This window comes from Aquimarina mycalae, assembly GCF_029906345.1.
Taxonomy (GTDB): Bacteria; Bacteroidota; Bacteroidia; order Flavobacteriales; family Flavobacteriaceae; genus Aquimarina.
Genome location: NZ_JARYGY010000001.1, coordinates 258,639 through 279,752 on the forward strand (window position 1 = coordinate 258,639; position 21,114 = coordinate 279,752).

Below are 21,114 nucleotides of genomic sequence, written 5' to 3' on the forward strand. Positions count from 1 at the left end.
AATAAAATGGAAGAAATTCTAACAAAATATAAGACCACCAAATTAGAAGATGTAAAAGTTTGGTTTAAAGCTGCATCAGTTAATGCTTTTCCGAAAGATGGAGGAGCTTGCGTAAAATATAAAGATTTACAAATTGCCGTATTCAATTTTAGCAGACTAAATACATGGTATGCAAGCCAAAACTTATCACCTGAAAAAAATGAAATGGTATTAAGTAGAGGAATGATTGGTGATCATAATGGAATCCCCAAGGTTGCTTGCCCTCTTCATAAAAAAACCTTTTCTCTAGAAACTGGAGAAAATCTAAATGGAGATCTCGCCTCTATTGCGACCTATCCTGTGAAAATAGAAAATGGAAGTGTGTATATTGGTTTTACAGAATAACACTATTTACTACCAAAAACCTTAACTTAGCGGGCATATTAATACCCTTTCTTTTATGCCAACTACAAAACTAACCAAAGCATTTTCTCTTTTTGATGAATCAAATGCCAAAGATCCTAATACTGAGATCGTTGATGGAAAATCCATCGCCAAAGAATTAGTATATGGTCAGCGAATGAGTCAGACGCTTAATAATTTTGTCTCAGAACCATCTGAAGCTTTACAACTAGCTGCTAGAGCTCAACATATTTGTAGATGGGAAATTCCTCGTAATAGTTATCCAATGGATCGTGTAGGATATCTAAAATGGAGAGAAGAGCTAAAAAAATTTCATGCTAAGAAAGCTTCTGCTATTCTTCAGGATATAGAATATGATGAAGCAACCATAAAGAGAGTTTCCTTTTTAATACAAAAGAAAAAGCTAAAAAAAGACGAAGAAACTCAAATATTAGAAGATGTAATATGTTTGGTTTTTCTCGAATTTTATTATGAAGAGTTTTCCGAAAAACATACCACAGAGAAGGTGGTTGATATTTTACAAAAAACGTGGAGAAAAATGTCCAAAGATGGTCATCAAACTGCATTAAAAATATCCTATTCAAAAAAAGCACTAAGTCTGATTCAGAAAGCCTTAGCTACCTAAGCTATTAGATTACATGAACATGTATGAACACATCAAAAAGATAAAGTTATTATTCCTTATTGGTATAATAGTTATATCTGCTTGCATAGTTTTAGTATACCTTTCACTGATTAGCCTAAAAACTTTAGGAATTATATCAGCTATATTATTTGTTTCATTAGGCATATTAACAAATATGCTAATAGATAAACATCAAAAAGTAATCGCCAAGCTACAAAATACTACAGAGCAGGCAATCCAAAACATAAAACGACTAGAGAAATCTCAAATTTCTAAAGATCAAAATATTCAAGAATTATCGGCCTTAAACTATGCAATGGATCAAACCGTTCTATATGCAAGAATTACAAAAGATGGTACTGTAATTAGCTTGGGAGCACGCTTTGCTAAATTGCTAAAAGTTGATCAGGATTATCAAAATAAAAACTTGGCAGACCTTATGAACCTCAGTGAAGTTCAAAAAAACAGGTTGTTCTTACTAATTGCTCAAAATAAAGGAGGCGTTTTTAATGAAGAATTCGAATTTGAAACCGTATCTGGTTCAAAAATATGGTTAGATGTATCGATTCTTACGGTATTTAAATCTTCTGGAAATATGGAAAGATTTGTCTTGTGTACTGATATTTCTAAACGAAAAGAAGCTCAAAAAGAAATTGAACGATTAAACGCTGATGCATATAAGGAAAAGGAAGCTATACAAAAATCAAATGCGAGCCAAATTGTTGAAGCTCAAGAAGAAGAACGAAAACGGATCGCCAAAGAAATTCACGATAGTATTGGACAAATGCTTACAGCGCTCAAGTTTAATATCGAATCTATCAACACAAATAATACAGAAAAAACCAATCAAAAGATTGAAGGACTCAAACAGCTATCTAAAGACCTTATTCAAGGAGTTAGAATGGCTACTTTTAATCTTACTCCACCAGAACTAAAGGATTATGGAATTAGCATTGCGTTGCAAAAAATGGCTCAGGAACTGTCAAAATTAACCAACAAGAACATTGTTTTTGAAAATACATCTAGTCCTGAACTACGTTTTAGTTCATTGGTAGAAACAAATCTGTACCGAGTAACTCAGGAAGCAGTGAATAACGCAATCAAATATGCTAAATCTGACTATATTTTAATTTCTATAAACAACTCATCATCAATACTTAGTATCATAATAGATGATAACGGCAAAGGGTTTGATATAGATAAAATACCTTCTAAACCCCAAAACAATGCAGAAGGTGGTATGGGATTATTTTTTATGAAAGAACGTATGAATTATATAAACGGTCGAATATTTATTAGTTCTAAACCTGGTGAAGGTACTAGAATCACCATTAATTATGCTTTAAGTAAGTAAAAATGTATATTTTTGTCGATTATAAATTCCCCGAAAAGCAAAAGTAAAAAAAGATAAGGATAATATTAAATATGTAATGAACTGGGATTCCAAAAAAGTATGGAAAGAAGAAGTCATTAGTAAACAATTTATTAAATATTTAAAAGAAACCGAAGTACATAAACTGATAAAAGATAAAGAAACTCAATTGGGTGTCATCTCTGAAAGAGATATTATAAATTGGTTAGATAAAGAAGAAAATGAAGATTTTTGGAATCAAGAAATGGAACATCATATATGCGAAAAAATCATCAAGGATGATGATGATTATTTCGTAGGTTGTGATTATGAAGATTTTAAAAATGCGTACTTTTTTGTAGCCAGTTTATGGAAAACTGAAAAAGGAGGTGATTTAATAATACTAGAACATTATCACTGATTTAGTAATTAAAAAGCACCTCTAAGCTTTATACATTATTCGTTTTATTTTTTAATACATCATTTCTATAATAATCAATAATTCCATCAATTGGTCTTCGCACTATATTACCAACGGTTAGGTGATATGGCCAAACTGCTGCACGAATAATGTCTTCACTAAAATGTGCTATAGATCCTATAAAATGAACGGGGACATTCTGCGCTTCTGGAAAACATAATACTCTTGTTTCCACAAATTCCTGAATACCTTCTGTAATAATTTTATAAAAATAACCGTTACGTTCACTGGTAAAAATAAACTCTGCAAAAGAAGCTAAATAAGTATTTGGATTCTCTTTCTTATATAAATTTTCTTTTATTGTATCTGAAGAGAGATCAAAACGTTTTTCGAATTCTGCAGCAACTTCTGGCGGCATTCTCTTATAATAATAATCCCTTATTAATCGCTTTCCAAAATAATTACCACTTGCTTCATCCATAAGAATATATCCTAAGGAATCCACAGTCATCTTTATTTCATCGCCGTCAAAATAACAACTATTGGATCCAGTACCTAAAATGCACACAATACCAGGTTCTGTAGTAGCCGCATATACTGCTGCAACCATATCCTCTCGTACAATAACCTCCTTAGCATTAACAAAATAATCTTCAAAAATCTTAGTTAACATTTCGGTTGGCTTATTCGTACCGCAACCAGCTCCATAAAAATGAACCCTATCAATATTATCTCTATGAGAAGCAAGTTGTTCATTTTCCTTAAGTCTTTCTTCTAATAAAGATTTACTAAATACAGCAGGGTTTAAACCTTGTGTACGGGTTTTAAATACAATATCACCCTCTTCATCAAGAAGGATCCAATCACATTTAGTAGAACCACCGTCAGCTAATAAAATCATTTTAAAATTTGTTTGTTGTGTGTGTGTTTGCAAAAAATGCCCCGATTAAATTCTTATCGGGGCAATATTAGTTATTACTCCTTATAAGTTACCTACATAAGATGATAAATCTATTAATTTAGAAGAATATCCATATTCATTATCATACCAAGACACTAGCTTGAAGAAGTTATCATTTAACGCAATTCCCGCACCTGCATCAAAAGTAGATGTGTGATCTTCTCCTATAAAATCCTGAGATACTACAGCCTCATCGGTATAGGCCAACACTCCTTTTAATTCATTTTCTGAAGCTTTTTTAACTACAGATTTAAGCTCTTCATAAGATACGGATTTCTTAGTTTTTACAGTAAGATCTACAACAGAAACATCTGCAGTAGGTACTCTAAATGCCATACCAGTAAGTTTTCCATTCAATTCTGGGATTACTTTACCAACAGCTTTGGCAGCACCTGTAGAAGAAGGAATTATATTATTTAAAGCAGAACGTCCACCTCTAAAATCTTTTTTTGAAGGAGCATCTACTACCGCTTGGGTAGCAGTAGCTGCATGAACCGTAGTCATTAATCCTTCTTCTATACCAAAATTATCATTAATTACCTTAGCTAAAGGAGCTAAACAATTTGTTGTACAAGAAGCATTAGAAACAATTGTATCCGAAGCTTTGGCATCTTTATGATTTACTCCCATAACAAACATTGGAGCATCTGCAGAAGGTGCAGAAATTACAACTTTTTTGGCACCAGCTTTAAGATGAGCACCAGCCTTATCTATGGTTGTAAAAATACCAGTACAATCCATCACAACATCTACTCCTGCCGCATCCCATTTTAATTCCTCTGGGTTTCTTTCTGCTGTAATTCGTATTGCCTTACCGTCTACGACAAGATTTCCATTTTCTACGGCAATGGTACCGTCATATTTTCCGTGTACAGAATCATACTCTAATAAATAAGCTAAATGATCTACATCTAACAAATCATTAATAGCTACTATTTCTACATTCTCGCGTTTAGCGGCAATTCTAAAAGCAATTCTTCCAATTCTACCGAAACCGTTAATTCCAATTTTCAACGTGCTCATAATTAATAATTTAGTTGTTTTTTTTTGTTTTTAAAAACGTGGTTATATTTATACTGAAGTAATATCAGCAACTTTGATCAATCGATCATGTTTATGTTCTCTTTTTTCGAGGGCAGTTGTAAGTGGTACAATAGTTACAGTTTTATGAACGATTCCAATCATGACCTCACTTTGACCGTCTAATAGAGTCTCTACTGCTCCAACACCTAATTTGCTTGCCAAAACTCTATCATAGCAACTTGGAGCTCCTCCTCTTTGTATATGTCCTAACACTGATACTCTAACTTCGTAATCTTCAAGGTTTTCCTCTACATATTCTCCTAATTCAAAAATGTTTTTGCCAGATTTATCTCCTTCTGCAACAACAATAATACTAGAGGTTTTGCCAGTTTTTTTACTTTTCTTAAGAGATTCTATAAGTCTATCAACTCCCATATCCTCTTCGGGAATTAATATTTCCTCAGCTCCAGCACCAATTCCTGAATTTAAAGCAATATCTCCTGCATCTCTCCCCATTACTTCTATAAGAAATAGTCTATTATGCGAACTTGCGGTATCCCTAATCTTATCTATTGCATCTACTACTGTATTCAATGCAGTATCATAACCAATAGTGTAATCAGTACCATTAATATCATTGTCAATAGTCCCAGGAATTCCTACTACAGGAAAATTATATTCTTCAGAAAGTTTTAACGCTCCTGTAAAACTACCATCACCTCCGATTACAATCAATGCATCAATATTATTCTTAATCAAATTATCATAAGCTTTCTTTCTTCCTTCTTCTGTACGAAAATCTTTAGAACGAGCTGATTTAAGAAAAGTTCCTCCTTTATTAATTATATTTCTAACAGAACGAGCATTGAGCTCTTCGATTTCATTATGAATTAGACCTTCATATCCTTTATAAACTCCAAAACAATGTACTTCATAATAACTGCAAGCACGAACAACCGCTCTAATAGCAGCATTCATTCCTGGAGCATCTCCTCCTGAGGTAAGTACAGCAATATTTTTAACTTTTTTCATCATTGAAGCCAAATCTATTGTTATTGACCACAATAACCTAATTTGTCAAAAATCTAAAACGTTTTCGGTTAATAAATTCAGTAATTACTGACAAAAAAAGTGTCATTTTAACGGATTTCTATGAATAATGTTAAGAAATAAAGAAAACACCAAAACTATCTATTGTTCATTTTTACATCTCTATCTATTATCTAAAAAACAAAAAAAACGACTTACAGATGTAAGTCGTTTTTAACCCAATAAAAATATGATATTTACTATTCCTGAATTAGAATAGTATATTGCCAAGGTGCTAACTCATATTCTTGGCCAGTTTTTCTTTCTGTTAGCTGGTCAGAAAGATAGTCCTTAAACTTTCCTTCATACGAAGCTGTAAACTTCACTGGTTCTTTTGTCATATTTGCAACAAACAGTAATTTGTTTCCTTCTTTTTCTCTCTGAAAGGCTAATATCTTTTTATCTGCAGAGGTTTTGATACGTGTATATGAAGCTGCATTTTTACCTCCGTGTAATGCTGGATTTTGATTCTTAAGTTTTCCTAGCTTTTCATATAAAGGAAAGAATATCCCTTTCTTTTTTATAATTGTATCTTTTTCAAAGAATAGTAGGCGTTTATCCATATCATATTCTTGTCCAGAATAAATCAATGGCATTCCAGGAGCTACATAAGATAATGCTGCAAACATTTCTTTAGCATCTCCCATTCTTTCTTCAACAGTTCCGTTCCAAGAATTTTCATCATGATTAGATGTAAAATTCATTAAGATATCATCATTTGCATACATGGTATCTACCTGAATCATTCTTTTATCCCAAGCTTCCACAGTATTTTCACCTTTAGCAATATGGTTCATTATATGATGTGTATCCCAGCCGTACCCCATATCAAAGGCATTCTCCATTAATTCTGGTTCCCAACCTTCTGCTAGCATAAACACAGGTTTGATTTTTTTTAACTCAGCCACAACAGTATCCCAAAAATCAACAGGAACCATCCCTGCAACATCACAACGAAATCCATCAACTCCTTCTTCCTGTATCCAATATTTCATTGCATCCAGCATACCTTTTCTCATATCTGCATTGTCATAATTAAGATCTGCTACATCAGTCCAATCTGTACCAACAGTATGCGTAATTTCTCCAGCATCATTTTTAGTATAGAATTCAGGATGCTCCTTTAGCCAAACATGATCCCATCCTGTATGATTTGCTACCCAATCCAAAACCACATAAATGCCATGATCATGAGCTGTTTTTACCAATGCTCTAAAATCTTCTAGAGTTCCAAATTCGGGATTTACCTTAGTATAATCAGAAATTGCATAATAACTACCTAACGAACCTTTACTTTTGGTTGTAGAAATTGGATATATCGGCATTACCCAAAGCACTTTTACTCCCAAACTTTTTAAAGTAGGAATATCTTTCGTAAATGCTTTAAAAGAACCCTCTTCTGAATACTGACGAATATTTGCTTCATAAATTACCGCATTTTCCATCATAGCATTGCTAACTGGAGTCAATTCTTCTTTTACTTCTTCTACCACAGTTTTCAAATCTGCAACTGTTTCTTCTTTTTTTGTCTTCCCGCATGAACAGACAATACCTACTAACGCTAGGCAGAAAATTATTTTCTTCATGATCTTATTATTTAATGTTTTAGATTTATTGTAATGATATGATCATTGATGTTCTGGCAGGTATTACTATATTTTTGCTAACATCAATTGTATGATCGGTAATGATATCTTTTCCTGATTTAAAATTCTTTAACCCTTCTTTAAAACGAGTTATATCAAGTTCTTGATTTTCTGAATTATTATTGATAATCACCATTACACTCTCTTTTTCAGTATACCTAAAATATACATATACATTATTAAAGGGTATATATTGTAATAGCTTTCCGTTATGAACAGCATTACTGCTTTTTCTCCAGTTTAAAACTTTCTTAGTGAATGCATGAAACGCTTCTTCGTCCTTAGTTCTACCGATCAATGTATCAGAACTTCCTTCTGCAAGAAAAGCACTTCTTTTATCATCAGGCCATCCTCCAGGAAAATCTCTACGGATATCACCATCTCCTTTTTTATCGCGATTCCCTAACATTCCAATTTCATCCCCATAATATATTTGAGGAATTCCTCTGGTAGTAAATATTAAGGTCATAGCCATTTTATACTTATTAATATCACTTTGATATATTTCATTGATTCTATTCGTATCATGATTACCTACGAAAAGAAGAATATTATTAATATCTGGATATAAAAAGTCATTCGTAAAATTATCATAAGCTCTGATCATTCCTTTATCCCATGAGCTACTTTCTTCATTAAACATTATGGTAACAGCATCATGGAGTGTAAAATCCATTACAGAAGGTAAATATGAATTAAATCCATCAATAGCTCCTATTTTACTGTCCTTTTGCCAATAAGCCATTTGCGCCTGATCATGCATCCAAACCTCACCTACAATATTAAAGTTTGGATATTCATCCATAATTGCCTTAGTCCATTTGGCAATTCCTTCTTTATCATTATAAGAGTACGTATCAACTCTAAAACCATCTAAATCAGCATACTCAATCCACCAAATTGCATTTTGAGTAATGTAATTAAGAAGTAGAGGATTACTTTGGTTCATATCTGGCATTGTAGTATCAAACCATCCATCCATGCATCCTTTTGCATCAATAGCTGCAGCATTTATATCAAATTGCGTTGTCATTCGATAATTACTACGCCTAAAACCTTCTGGCCATTGATGTATCCATTCTTTTGTTGGTAAGTCTTTAATCATCCAATGTTTAGATCCCCAATGGTTCGTTACATAATCCATGATAAGTTTCATATCCTGTTTATGCATCTCTGAAGCTAATTTCTTATAATCTTCATTAGTACCATATCTAGGATCGATCTTATACAAATCACTTTGTGCATAGGTATGATATGAATAAGTTGGTTCATTATCTTCTAATAAAGGTGTACTCCAAATTGCAGTTGCTCCTAAATCCTTTAGATAGTCAAGATGATCTATTACCCCTTGAATATCGCCTCCATGACGTCCTCCTGGATTAGATCGATCTTCTTTTTCTACAGTGTCTTTATGTGAATCATTAGTTGTATCACCATTGGCAAAACGATCTGGCATGATCAAATACATTACATCACTGCTGTCAAAGCCCTTTCGTTGAGCAGAACCTTCTCTTCTTGTTTTAAATTCATAGGATTGAGAGAAAACAGTATTCCCGTTTTCTTTGAAATTAATAGTAATCATTCCTACTGGAACATCCTTAGTATTAATGGTTATAAAAACATAATTAGGATTCTCTGTTTTTGTAATATCGGTAATGGTTATACCATCTATTTCAGTCTCATACTTAGATATTTCTTTACCGTAGCATAACAATTGTAATTCATTAGATTGCATACCACTCCACCAAAAAGGAGGTTCTATTTTTTCTATCTGTCCATAGGTTAGTGAAACCAATAACCCGAAAAACAGCATAGGCAATATACTTTTCATAGATTTTTAATTTATGAAGTTATTATTAGAATGTTATTGCAGAAAACAATATTAAACACCTTAAAACTTCTGTTTTTGAGGTGTTTAATATTGTTTATTATTGAGTTAAACGGTCATTAAACTATTAGGAGAGATGGTAAACTCTTTACCATCTACATAAATTAATAACTCGTGTTCTCCTTCTAGATTAAAAGTAGTTCCGTCCTGAGAAACAGTCACCTTTAAGATACTATTTCTGAAGTTTACATTAAAGGTATATCCTTTCCATTCTTTTGGAATTTTAGGAGTAAAAGATAGTGTGTCATTTTTAACTCTTAATCCTCCAAAACCTTCTACAATACTCATCCAGGTTCCTGCCATACTAGTAATATGTAGGCCTTCTTCTACTTCTTTATTATAATCATCAAGATCCAATCTTGATGTTCTCAAATAAAATGTATACGCTTGATCCATTCTATCCAAAGTAGCAGCCTGAATACTATGCACACAAGGAGAAAGTGAAGATTCATGGACAGTAAATGGTTCATAAAAATCAAAATGACGCTTTAATTCTTCCTTTGTAAATTGATCCTCAAACATGTAGAAACCTTGTAATGTATCTGCTTGTTTAATATATGGTGATCTTAGAATTCTATCCCAACTCCATTTTTGATTAATCGGACGCTGAGACGCATCAAGTTTATCAACCGTAATAAGTTCCTTGTCCAAGAAACCATCTTGTTGTAAATATACCTGATGTTTTTCTGAGTATGGAAAATACATCTTTTGTGCAACGTCTAACATTGCATCTATTTCTTTCTGATCTAGTTTAGTCTTTTCAATAATTCTATTGTAATCAACTTTATATTCTGACTTAACTTTTGCTATATTCTCGACACAATATTCAATACACCATTTTGCTAAATAATTAGTATACCAGTTATTATTGATATTGTTTTCATATTCATTAGGTCCAGTAACTCCAAGAATTACATATTTTTCTTTATCTTCAGAAAATGTTGCTCTTTGGTGCCAAAAACGCGCTATAGCAATCATTACTTCTAATCCCATCTCAGGAATATAACTATAATCACCTGTATAGCGCAGATAGTTATAAATTGCAAATGTCATAGCTCCATTACGATGAATCTCTTCAAAAGTGATTTCCCATTCATTATGACATTCTTCTCCGTTCATAGTAACCATTGGATACAACGCTGCTCCATTGACAAAACCTAGTTTTTGGGCGTTTTCAATAGCTTTTTCTAGATGATTATATCTATATACTAATAGGCTTCGTGCTACATTTTGATTTTTTGTAGCCATGTAAAATGGAATACAATACGCCTCAGTATCCCAATAAGTACTTCCTCCGTATTTCTCTCCTGTAAATCCTTTTGGTCCAATATTCAATCGAGCATCTTTACCTAAATAGGTTTGATTTAATTGAAAAATATTAAAGCGAATCCCTTGCTGCGCTTTTACATCTCCATCGATAGCAATATCTGCCATTTCCCATATCTTAGACCAAGCTTTCTTTTGAAGATCCAATAAAGCATCAAAACCTGATTCTGACGCCTGTTTCAATACAGCTGCGCTGGCAGAAGCAATATCTTCTTGTTTATGGTTTAACGAAACAGTATATCCTCCAAATTTGTGTAAAGAAGTAGTTGTACCTTTTGTTACCTCTACTTGATAACCAAGACCTACATAGGTTTTATTGGTTTCTATTGTCGGAAATACATTCTGTCGTTCTCCATCCAGAAATAATTGATTTAACATCCCTGTACATACATGAAATTCAGTTTTCATGGTTTTTGAGGATATATATGCTGAGTTACCTTTATGAGATACTTCATAAGTATCCCAGAACTTATCGTCCCAATTTGTATCCTCATTAGTAATCCCAGAATCGATATATGGTGTAAAACGAATTACTACGTCTTTATTGATAGGAGTTACTTCATATTTTATAGCACCAACTTCATCTAAGTCTAAGCTTAAAAACCTTGTAGATGTTACTATAATCTCCGTATTATTTTGCAATACTGCCTTAAAAGAACGTTGATACCAACCTTCTTTCATATTTAGCTCTCTGCGAAAATCTAAAACAGTTTTACACTTATGAAGGTTTAGTTTTTCACCATTAATTTCTACATTAATTCCTATCCAGTTAGGTGCATTCAATACTTTGGCAAAGTATTCTGGGTATCCATTTTTCCACCAGCCTACTCTAGTTTTATCAGGATAATATACTCCTGCAATATAACTCCCTTGAAATGTAGGGCCTGTATATGTCTCTTCAAAATTTGCACGCTGCCCCATTGCACCATTACCTATGCTAAAAAGACTTTCTGAGGATTTAACTCGTTCTGCATCAAATCCTTCTTCAATTATAGACCAGTTATCTGGTTTAATATAATCCTGATTCATCGGTTATCTCTTTTATTTTTAGTTGTTTGAGGAACAACCTAAGCAACGTAGTATACGTTAACTTAGGCTTCCTCATATTATTCTCAATTTCTTTCGGTTGTAACTAACTGGTTAATAAACTCTTCTTTAATTTCAGTAAAGTCCTTAAATACATAATCTGCTTCATGCAATATTTTCGGATCTCCAATACCTATACTTACCATATTGGCTATATTGGCAGCCTGAATACCTGCAACGGAATCTTCAAAAACAATACAATCTTTGGGTTGTATTTTTAATTCTTCTGCTCCTATTAAAAATACTTCGGGATCTGGCTTTGCTTTAGATACATTAGTACCATCTACAATGGCATGAAACTTATCCTTTAGTTGAACCTTATCTAAAATTATTCTTGCATTTTTACTGGCTGATCCTAATGCTACACCCTGTTCTTTGGTTAAAAGAAAATCTAAAATTCTAGGTACATCAGGAAGAATCTCAGAAACATCCATAGTATCTATGTAATTAAGATACTCTTCATTTTTTTTAGCCATTAATGTTGTAAATTCTTCTTTCGAAATGGTTTTATTTCCCCATTCTAAAATTTTCTCTAAAGATCGTATTCGGCTAACTCCTTTTAGTTGTTCATTTTGCGCAGAAGAAAAAGATATCCCTAAACTATTGGCTAAATTTTGCCATGCTAAAAAATGGTATTTCGCAGTGTCCACAATGACACCGTCAAGATCAAATATGAATGCTTTTTTTGTCATACTACACTTCTTTTGGATTATAAGTAATAGCGTCTTTGTTAGTAATCAACAAGTTACAAAAACCTGCTATAATCAAACTAATACCTGCTACTATCATTGCGTTAATTGTTTCTTCTCCTATAAGCTTATATGTAAAATTTATTCCTCCTACAGCAGCTATTACCTGAGGAATCACAATAAACATGTTAAAAATCCCCATAATAACCCCCATTTTTTTAGGATCAACAGAACTTGACAACATTGCATATGGCATAGATAAAATACTACCCCAAGAGAATCCGATCAAAGTAAAAGAAAGGATCAACCAAGAAGGAGATGGTATAAAATACATCGATATAAAACCAAAACCTCCTAAGATCAATGAAAACAAATGCACCAGCTTTCTATTTATTCTTTTTCGAGAAGTATAAAAAGCTAAGACCAAAGCAAAAGCCATAGAAGATAACCCATAGACTCCCATGTATTTCCCTACTTCATTTGATGATTTTTGGAATGCAGTATTAGCGATTTGAAACTCATTAGCTGATACCTCAGAATCCATATTATAATTAGATTCAACTGGCACGGGAGTTTTAAAAACATGCTCTGTTAATGCTGGATTTGTTAGACTCCACATAGTAAAAAAGGCGAACCAACTAAAAAACTGAACCAATCCTAACTTTTTCATTGTTAAAGGCATACTGCCAATATTATTTAAAATATCAGGTATAAATTGGTTTTTTTTCTGTTTCTCTTTTTTAAACGCTTCCATATCCTCAGGAGGATATTCTGTAGTAGTAAAAACGGTATACAATATGCTTACAAGAAAAACAAATGCACCAATAGCAAAAGCAACCTTAACAGACATCGGTACAACTCCATTTGCAGCCGAATCACTAACTCCTAGTTGAGATACCATCCAAGGAAGATTACTGGCTACCCAAGTTCCTATACCTATAATCAATGTCTGAATAACGAAACCATACGAACGTTGTGATTCTGGTAATTTATCTGCTACCAACGCTCTAAAAGGCTCCATAGAAATATTTATAGAAGCATCCAGAATCCATAGAAAACCAGCTGCAACCCATAAAACAGGAGAATGCGGCACAAAAAATAGAGCTATAGAACTAAGAACAGCTCCAATCAAAAAATAAGGTCTTCTTCTTCCCCATCTTGGACTCCAAGTTCTATCACTTAGATAGCCTATTATAGGTTGCACCAATAAACCAGTTAACGGTGCTGCAATCCACATGATTGGTATATCATGAATCTCTGCTCCTAAAGTCTGGAAAATTCTAGACATGAATCCGCCTTGCAATGCAAAACCGAATTGTATTCCTAGGAAACCGAAACTCATGTTCCATATTTCCCAGAAACTTAGCTTACGCTTGTTCATTAAGTAAATATTTGATTATTACTATGATAAGCGCGTACACTTATCAAAACTTATGTTAGTAGAAAGTGAAAATATAAGTTCTGATAGGGGTCAAATATATTATAATATTTTTAATAAAATAGTTTAAGCCTGTTATTTTTTTGTGGATTGTCTTTGAATCAAACTGGTATCAATGATCACAGTTTTATATTCTTCGGGAAGGTTATCATCGCCCTCAAGCTTTTCTATCAGTAGCTTTGCAGCTCTTACTCCCATTTCTTCTCCATGCTGACTAATGGTGGTCAAACTAGGGATAAAATGTTTAGATAAAATCCCATCTGTAAAACCTACAATGGATACATCATCGGGGATTTTTTTACCTTGCTCATCCAAAACTTTGGCAGCAGTAACTGCAAATAATTCGTTCACAGCAAAAATCGCATCTACATCTTTATTCTTTAGAAATTCTGAAATCTCTGATTCACAATTATCAATGTCTTCAATTTTCAAAATATAGTCTTCTCTAGCGGTAATATCATATGCTCTTAAGGCTCTTAAATACCCATTAGTCCTTAGTTTACCAACACTGATATAATCTACTGTTGTAAGGATAGCTATTTTTTTACATCCTAAAGAAAGTAAGTGATTTGTAGCAGCTTGAGCACCTTTGCCATCATCAATAATCACTTTATCACATACAAGTTCGTCTATAATTCTATCAAAAAGAACCACAGGCATTCCTTGACTCATGGTTTCTTCGATATGATGATAATCTTTTTTTTGTTGAGTTTCTTTTGCTACAGACAAAATAAATCCATCTGCACTCCCACTAGCTAGCATTTCCATATTAATCACTTCTTTATCAAAAGAATTGTTTGATGAACAAATGATAACATTATACCCTTTTTCATTAGCTACTTTCTCTACACCACCTATTACAGTAGTAAAAAAATGATGAACAATCTCAGGAATAATTACTCCAATAGTCTTTGTTTTTCTGTTTTTGAGACTAAGTGCAATGTTGTTAGGCTTATAGTTATACAACTTAGCGAAAGCTTTTACTTTTTGTCGAGTATCGAGACTAATCTCTACACTATCTTTTAAAGCTTTTGATACTGTAGATATAGATACATCTAGTTCTTTTGCTATTTGTTTTAACGTAACTTTTTGCTTCATTTCCCTTGAATTTTTATTAAAAGTCAAACTTTTCCGCGAAAATATGCCATATGATCATAATTACCCTTAAAATTTTAACAGAATTTTAAAAGTTATCCACACGCAAACGTTTGAGTAAGGTTACGGCTACACCGTAGCTAAAATTTAACACAGATTTTACATACTTTGGACTCCAGAAAGTGAAAATATAAGGCTAAAAACAATTAAAAACTAATAAATTTTATATGAAAACATTTACTAAAAGCGCATTGTTTTTATTGTGGTTGATACCAATGAGCTTTTTTGCACAGTCGACGGTCAATGGTACTGTTACTGATGCTGGAAATGGTCAACCGATTCCCGGTGTTAATATCATTATAAGGGGAACAACAAACGGAACTTCATCAGACTTTGATGGAAACTATTCGTTAGGAGGAGTAAGCAACGGAGATATTATTGAGTTTTCCTATGTAGGTTTCATACCTCAGGAAATTACTTATTCTGGAAACGACAGAATTGACATTGCTTTACAAGAAGATGCTGCAGAATTAGAGCAGGTAGTATTAATTGGTTATGGTGCCGCCAGAAAAAAGGACTTAACAGGTTCTGTAAGTACAGTTACAGCTGGTGACTTTAACAAAGGAAATATTGTTTCTCCTGAAAATCTACTTAATGGTCGTGTAGCTGGGGTTAATATTACTGCTGGAGGTGCACCAGGTTCTGGGGCTGCTATTAGAATTCGTGGTGGTGGTTCTCTTGCTGCATCTAATGATCCACTTATTGTAATAGATGGATTACCAGTTAATAATAACGTAGTTGGTGGTTCTCAATCTATTTTATCATCAATTAACCCTAATAACATTAAGTCTTTTACAGTACTAAAAGATGCATCCGCAGCAGCAATTTATGGTAACAGAGCATCTGCAGGGGTAATTATTATTGAAACAATCAAAGGAAGTAAAGGATTACAGGTTAATTATAATTTCCAATCCGGTATTTATACTATCCCAGACACTATCGATGTTTTTTCTGCAAATGAGTTTAGAGATGTTGTTAGAGAGCAAGCCCTAGTTAACAATAATATAGATCCAAGTTTATTAGGAAACGCAAATACAGATTGGCAAAAGGAAATTTATAGAAACGCTGTTTCAACTGATAACAACGTTTCGATAAGAGGTTCTCTTTTCGACGTGTTACCAGTTCGTGTATCATTGGGTCACTTAGATCAAGAAGGTTTACGTTTGACCAGTGGATTTAAAAGAAGTTCGGCTGCCTTGGTATTGAACCCAACTTTTTTAAATGGAAATCTTAAATTTAATTTAAATGCAAATGCTACTTTCGAAAAAAGAAGATTTGCAAATGGAGTTGAAGGTGCAGCAATTGCATTTGATCCAACGCAACCTGTTAATGATCCAACTTCTCCTTTTGGTGGATTCTTTGAATATGACAGTATTAACCCAGATGGATCTTTAAATAATATATTAGCAGTGACTAATCCAGTTGCTTCTTTATTGCAAAGAAACAACCGAAGTGAAGTAGATCGTTATTTCGGAAATTTTAAAGTAGATTATTCTTTATGGTTTTTACCAGAATTAACCGCTACTGTAAATATTGGTTTCGATGAGCAAAATGGTGATGGTTTTAATGAGTTATCTCGTGAAAGTAGTAGTGGTCAATTATTGACAGATGGAACATTAGATGGAGATAGAACAGAGTTCACCAGCTATAGAAGAAACACTTTATTTGATTCATATCTAAATTATAAAAAAGATATAGGAGCTCTTAGTCTTGATGTAACTGGAGGATATTCATACCAAAATTTTAGGGTAGAAGATTTCAATACAGGAGAGTTAAGAGGCGATAGTCAATCAAATCAAGCTACAAGATTATTTGATCCAGATTTAGTATTAGTAGCATTTTTTGGAAGAGCAAACTTAGCTATTAATGATAAATATTTACTTACTCTTTCTTATAGGAGAGACGGTACTTCTAGATTTAGCGAGGAAAACAGATGGGGTAACTTTCCTTCAGCAGCATTTGCTTGGAACATCTCTGACGAAGGTTTTTTAGCCAACTCTAGTACGCTAAGTAACTTAAAACTTCGTTTAGGATATGGTGTAACTGGGCAAGAGAATATTGGTGCTGGTCAGTTTAACAAATTACCATATTTAGCAAGATATCAACTTGGGCAAAACACTTCTCAATACATTTTTGGTGACGCATCTATTACCGTAGCCAATCCATCATTAAGAAATGAGGAATTACAATGGGAAGTTGCAACGCAATACAATATTGGTTTAGATTTCGGTTTGTTTAATGATCGTATTAATGGATCGTTAGATCTATATCGAAGAGAAACTGACGACCTATTCATTAGTGGTAGTTTACCTGATGGAGCAAACTTTGGTAACATTGGTCAACAAAACCTTGGTGAATTACTAACAGAAGGTATTGAATTAAATCTAAATGCAGACATTGTAAAGAATGGTAACTTTACTTGGAACATCAATTACAATGCTGCAGTTATTGATCAAGAAGTTGAGAAACTTGTTGGTGGTGAAGATCAATTAGTTGGTCCATCAGTAGGTGGAACAGGTGGTAACATACAATTACACAGAGAAGGGTTTTCTCCTTTTTCGTTTTTAGTTTTCAAACAATTATATGACGCAAATGGAGCTCCTATAGAAGGTGCATATGCTGATCTTAATGGAGATAATATCATTAATAGTGAAGACAGATATATTTATAGAAATCGTGATGCTGATGTCACAATGGGGTTTCAATCCAATATGACCTATAAAGGTTTTGATTTATCTTTTAATCTTAGAGCAAGCCTTGGTAACTACGTATTTAACAATGTAAATTCTGGAGCTACCTACAACGCAATCAATAATAATGGAACGTTAGCCAATATCCATTCATCTGTATTAGACACTAATTTTAATGTTTTTGGAGATACATTCCAATCTGATATTTACGTAGAAAATGCTTCGTTTTTAAAGATGGATAACGTGACTTTAGGATATACATTCAATAAGTTTTTTGGAGATACTTCTTCAATCAGATTATGGGGTGGAGTTCAGAACGTATTTACGATTACCGAGTATTCAGGTTTAGATCCTGAAATCTTTTCAGGAGTTGATCAAACATTATTCCCAAGAGCAAGAACTTTCTTGATGGGAGCTAACGTAAAATTTTAATTAATTTATTATGAAAATAAATATAAAAACTAATTATTTCAAGTATTTATTGTTGATGATAGGTGTCATCACTTTAAATTCTTGTACAAGTGATTTAGAGCAGAGTCCTAGAGATGACAGTGTTTTTATTGATGAAGAATTCTACGCAGATCCTGGTTCTTATGAACAAGCAATTGCTGGAGTGTATGGAAATTTTTCTCTTACAGGTCTAACTGGAGCAGGATCATCGAATATTGGAGGTATCGATGCAGGTACTAGTCAATATGGTCGTGGTATTATGAATATGCAAATATTTACTACAGACGAAATCGTTTGGACTTATATCAATGATGAAAGCGGGTTTATAGATGATTTACAAACATCAACCTGGACAGGAGCAAATACAGTAATACGTGGTTTTTTTAGTAGAGCAATGTTTTCTGTGTCTTTAGCTAATGAGTTTTTACGTCAGACTACTGATGGTAAATTAGATTCTAGAGGAGTTAGTGGAGCATTGAGAACTGAAATAGCAGCATACAGAGCAGAAGCAAAATTAATCAGAGCGTTAGCATATTATCATTTAATGGATTCATACGCTAGAGCTCCCTTATATAGCGAAAACGATCCCGTAGGAAATATACAAGGGCCTGAAATGGATCGCGCACAACTTTTCGAATTTGTTGAAACAGAATTATTAGCTATCGAATCCGAACTTGCTGATCCTCGTCAAAATGAATATGGAAGAGGTGATAAAGCTGTTGCTTGGGCAATTCTAGCAAAGATGTATTTAAATGCTGAAGTATATATTGGTGCGAATCGATATAGTGATTGTATCACTTATTGTGAGAGAATCATAAATGGAGGATATACTCTTGCTAATAACTATAAAGATTTATTTAGAGGTGATAATGACACTAATCAAGCAGCAAATGAAATCATATTCCCTTTTATTGCAGATGGGCAATTTGTTCAAAATTTTGGTCCAACGACTGTGATGACTAATGGTGCTGTGGGTAGTATCGAGCAAAACGGTGGAAACCTTGGTGTTTCAGCTGGTGGTTGGGGTGGAGCCATTAGAATCTCTCCTCAGTTTGCCGAAAAATTTGAAGATCCAGCATTTACTAATGATGATAGAAATACCATTATTAAAGATGGTAGACTACCTGAAATTACAAATATTACAGATCCTGGAACTGGTTTCGTATTAGAAAAATTCACGAACGTGACTACTTCTGGCGATACTGGTACAGATCCGAATAACACTTTTTCTGATGTAGACTTCCCTTTATTTAGATTAGCTGACATTTATTTAATGTATGCAGAAGCTAATCTTAGAGGTGGAGGTGGTAACGCTGGTACTGCATTAGGATATATTAATGACCTTAGAAACAGAAGTAATTCTCCAACTGTAACTTCTGGTGATGTGGATCTTGATTTCATCATTGATGAAAGAGCAAGAGAATTGTATTGGGAAGGACATAGAAGACAAGATCTTATCCGTTTCGGATTATTTTCAGGTGGTGGATATAACTGGGCACTAAAAGGTAATTCTCAGAATGGAATTTCTATCCCAGCTTTCAGAGATCTATTCCCTGTTCCAGATGCAGCCAGAGCTGCAAATCAAAACTTAGGACAAAATCCTGGTTATTAATCTATTAAACTCAATTTTAAAAATAAAGCAACATGAAAAAAATATCAATAATAGTAATGGCATTAGTAACCCTAATTGGGTTTAATGCTTGTACTGATGACGACGCATTAGTATTCACTGCACAGGAACCTGCCGAGGCAATTACGTTTACAAATTCTGTTTCTTCAGAATATGTACTTACATTAGAAACATTGGATAACACTGCAGAACGTTTTGTATGGGAATCTCCTGATTTTGGAGTAGATACGGCGATAACTTATGATCTTCAGGGATCTGGAGAATCAACATTTGCAACTTTCGAATCTTTAGGAACTACTTCTGCAAATGACATTGCTGTTACTGTAAAACAATTATTTGACTTAGCAGCGACTGCTGGTTTAGATAATGACCCTGAAACGTCTCAATTAGATGCAGATGGAAATCCTGTTTTGGATGGTGATAACAACCCTATCCCTAATAACGCTGGGGAATTATTTTTCAGGTTAGTTGCTTCTGTAGGAACTACTGATGGCGGACCGTCTAACACTTCTGATGTATTACCATTAAATGTATTCTTACCAGAGCCTACTGGAGAAGAGCCAATTATACTTTTAAGAGAATTATTCTTTGTTGGTAACGCTACAGCAGCAGACTGGAATAACGATAATAACAATACTCCATTAACTAGAGATCCTGGAAATGAAAATGCATATAGTTATACTGGATATTTCGTTGCCAATGAGTTTAAACTACTAGAAACTAAAGGCCAATGGCAACCACAATGGGGACTTGATGGTGGTGGATTTACAAGTAGCGAAATTCTTGGTGGAGACCCAGCTTCTTTTGTTGTTCCAACTACAGGGTACTATACACTTACTGTAAATGTAGAAGATTTCACTCATAGTTTTGATCCTTTTGACGAGAGTGCCTCTGTAACATATCCTACAATTGGATTTATCGGAGATGCTACTCCTGATGGATGGGATAGTGATACCGATCTTACGCAATCTACTTTTGATCCACATATCTGGTATGCAAATGGTGTAACACTTACTGTTGGAGAAATGAAGTTTAGAGCTCAGGATGATTGGGCTGTAAACTGGGGAGGCAATACTGAATTAACAGGGTTTGCTACACAAGATGGACCTAATATTCCTGTTTCCAGAGAAGGCGTTTATGATATTTGGTTTAACGACCTTAATGCAAGTTATGTACTTATTCCTATAGTTGAATAATATATCCTTAGTAACCAAAAAGGCTGTGTAACAACAGCCTTTTTGCGT

The 21,114-nt window shown here is 33.6% G+C and carries 16 protein-coding genes; 7 read left to right on the forward strand and 9 right to left on the reverse strand.

Going from position 1 to position 21,114, the window contains the following annotated elements:
- Window positions 1–6 precede the first annotated feature (6 nt).
- The 4 genes from nirD (at window position 7) to QBK95_RS01050 (ending at window position 2,799) form a co-directional block, all read left to right on the forward strand.
- Window positions 7–384: a nitrite reductase small subunit NirD gene (nirD, locus tag QBK95_RS01035; RefSeq protein WP_280929621.1), complete on the forward strand. Its 378-nt coding sequence runs from the start codon at window positions 7–9 to the stop codon at window positions 382–384.
- Window positions 385–439: 55 nt separating this feature from the next.
- On the forward strand, window positions 440–1,027 hold the full coding sequence (locus QBK95_RS01040) for a DUF4202 domain-containing protein (RefSeq protein WP_280929623.1): 588 nt from the start codon (window positions 440–442) through the stop codon (window positions 1,025–1,027).
- 175 nt (window positions 1,028–1,202) lie between these two features.
- Window positions 1,203–2,381 (forward strand): PAS domain-containing sensor histidine kinase, encoded by a 1,179-nt coding sequence (locus tag QBK95_RS01045; RefSeq protein ID WP_280929625.1) that lies wholly within the window; start codon window positions 1,203–1,205, stop codon window positions 2,379–2,381.
- A 76-nt stretch (window positions 2,382–2,457) separates the two neighbouring features.
- Window positions 2,458–2,799 (forward strand): hypothetical protein, encoded by a 342-nt coding sequence (locus QBK95_RS01050; RefSeq protein ID WP_280929627.1) that lies wholly within the window; start codon window positions 2,458–2,460, stop codon window positions 2,797–2,799.
- Window positions 2,800–2,827: 28 nt separating this feature from the next.
- Here QBK95_RS01050 and QBK95_RS01055 read toward each other — a convergent pair whose 3' ends face one another.
- The 9 genes from QBK95_RS01055 to QBK95_RS01095 form a co-directional block, all read right to left on the reverse strand.
- Window positions 2,828–3,700 carry a BadF/BadG/BcrA/BcrD ATPase family protein gene (locus QBK95_RS01055; RefSeq protein WP_280929629.1) on the reverse strand — a complete coding sequence of 291 codons (873 nt, stop codon included), beginning with the start codon at window positions 3,698–3,700 and terminating at the stop codon, window positions 2,828–2,830.
- Between the two features lie 81 nt (window positions 3,701–3,781).
- A complete protein-coding gene (gene gap / locus QBK95_RS01060) occupies window positions 3,782–4,783 on the reverse strand; it encodes a type I glyceraldehyde-3-phosphate dehydrogenase (protein ID WP_280929631.1) in 1,002 nt (333 codons plus the stop codon).
- 48 nt (window positions 4,784–4,831) lie between these two features.
- Complete coding sequence (pfkA, locus tag QBK95_RS01065; RefSeq protein ID WP_280929633.1) at window positions 4,832–5,818, reverse strand: 6-phosphofructokinase; 987 nt, start codon at window positions 5,816–5,818, stop codon at window positions 4,832–4,834.
- Window positions 5,819–6,072: 254 nt separating this feature from the next.
- Window positions 6,073–7,458 (reverse strand): alpha-amylase family glycosyl hydrolase, encoded by a 1,386-nt coding sequence (locus QBK95_RS01070; RefSeq protein WP_280929635.1) that lies wholly within the window; start codon window positions 7,456–7,458, stop codon window positions 6,073–6,075.
- 25 nt (window positions 7,459–7,483) lie between these two features.
- Window positions 7,484–9,349, reverse strand: a complete 1,866-nt coding sequence (locus QBK95_RS01075; RefSeq protein WP_280929637.1) for a glycoside hydrolase family 13 protein — start codon at window positions 9,347–9,349, stop codon at window positions 7,484–7,486.
- 105 nt (window positions 9,350–9,454) lie between these two features.
- Window positions 9,455–11,761, reverse strand: a complete 2,307-nt coding sequence (gene mdxK / locus QBK95_RS01080) for a maltose phosphorylase MdxK (RefSeq protein ID WP_280929638.1) — start codon at window positions 11,759–11,761, stop codon at window positions 9,455–9,457.
- Window positions 11,762–11,844: 83 nt separating this feature from the next.
- Window positions 11,845–12,510 (reverse strand): beta-phosphoglucomutase, encoded by a 666-nt coding sequence (pgmB, locus tag QBK95_RS01085; protein WP_280929640.1) that lies wholly within the window; start codon window positions 12,508–12,510, stop codon window positions 11,845–11,847.
- 1 nt (window position 12,511) lies between these two features.
- Window positions 12,512–13,888 carry an MFS transporter gene (locus QBK95_RS01090; protein WP_280929642.1) on the reverse strand — a complete coding sequence of 459 codons (1,377 nt, stop codon included), beginning with the start codon at window positions 13,886–13,888 and terminating at the stop codon, window positions 12,512–12,514.
- Window positions 13,889–14,020: 132 nt separating this feature from the next.
- Entirely contained in the window at window positions 14,021–15,043 is a 1,023-nt protein-coding gene (locus QBK95_RS01095; protein WP_280929644.1) for a LacI family DNA-binding transcriptional regulator, read from the reverse strand.
- Window positions 15,044–15,267: 224 nt separating this feature from the next.
- Between QBK95_RS01095 and QBK95_RS01100 the strand changes: the two genes are divergently transcribed.
- Genes QBK95_RS01100 through QBK95_RS01110 form a run of 3 tightly spaced genes read left to right on the forward strand, consistent with a single transcriptional unit; the run spans window position 15,268 to window position 21,066 of the window.
- Window positions 15,268–18,222, forward strand: a complete 2,955-nt coding sequence (locus QBK95_RS01100; RefSeq protein ID WP_280929646.1) for a SusC/RagA family TonB-linked outer membrane protein — start codon at window positions 15,268–15,270, stop codon at window positions 18,220–18,222.
- Window positions 18,223–18,232: 10 nt separating this feature from the next.
- Window positions 18,233–19,852, forward strand: a complete 1,620-nt coding sequence (locus QBK95_RS01105; protein WP_280929648.1) for a RagB/SusD family nutrient uptake outer membrane protein — start codon at window positions 18,233–18,235, stop codon at window positions 19,850–19,852.
- A gap of 32 nt (window positions 19,853–19,884) precedes the next feature.
- On the forward strand, window positions 19,885–21,066 hold the full coding sequence (locus QBK95_RS01110; protein WP_280929650.1) for a SusE domain-containing protein: 1,182 nt from the start codon (window positions 19,885–19,887) through the stop codon (window positions 21,064–21,066).
- Window positions 21,067–21,114 lie beyond the last annotated feature (48 nt).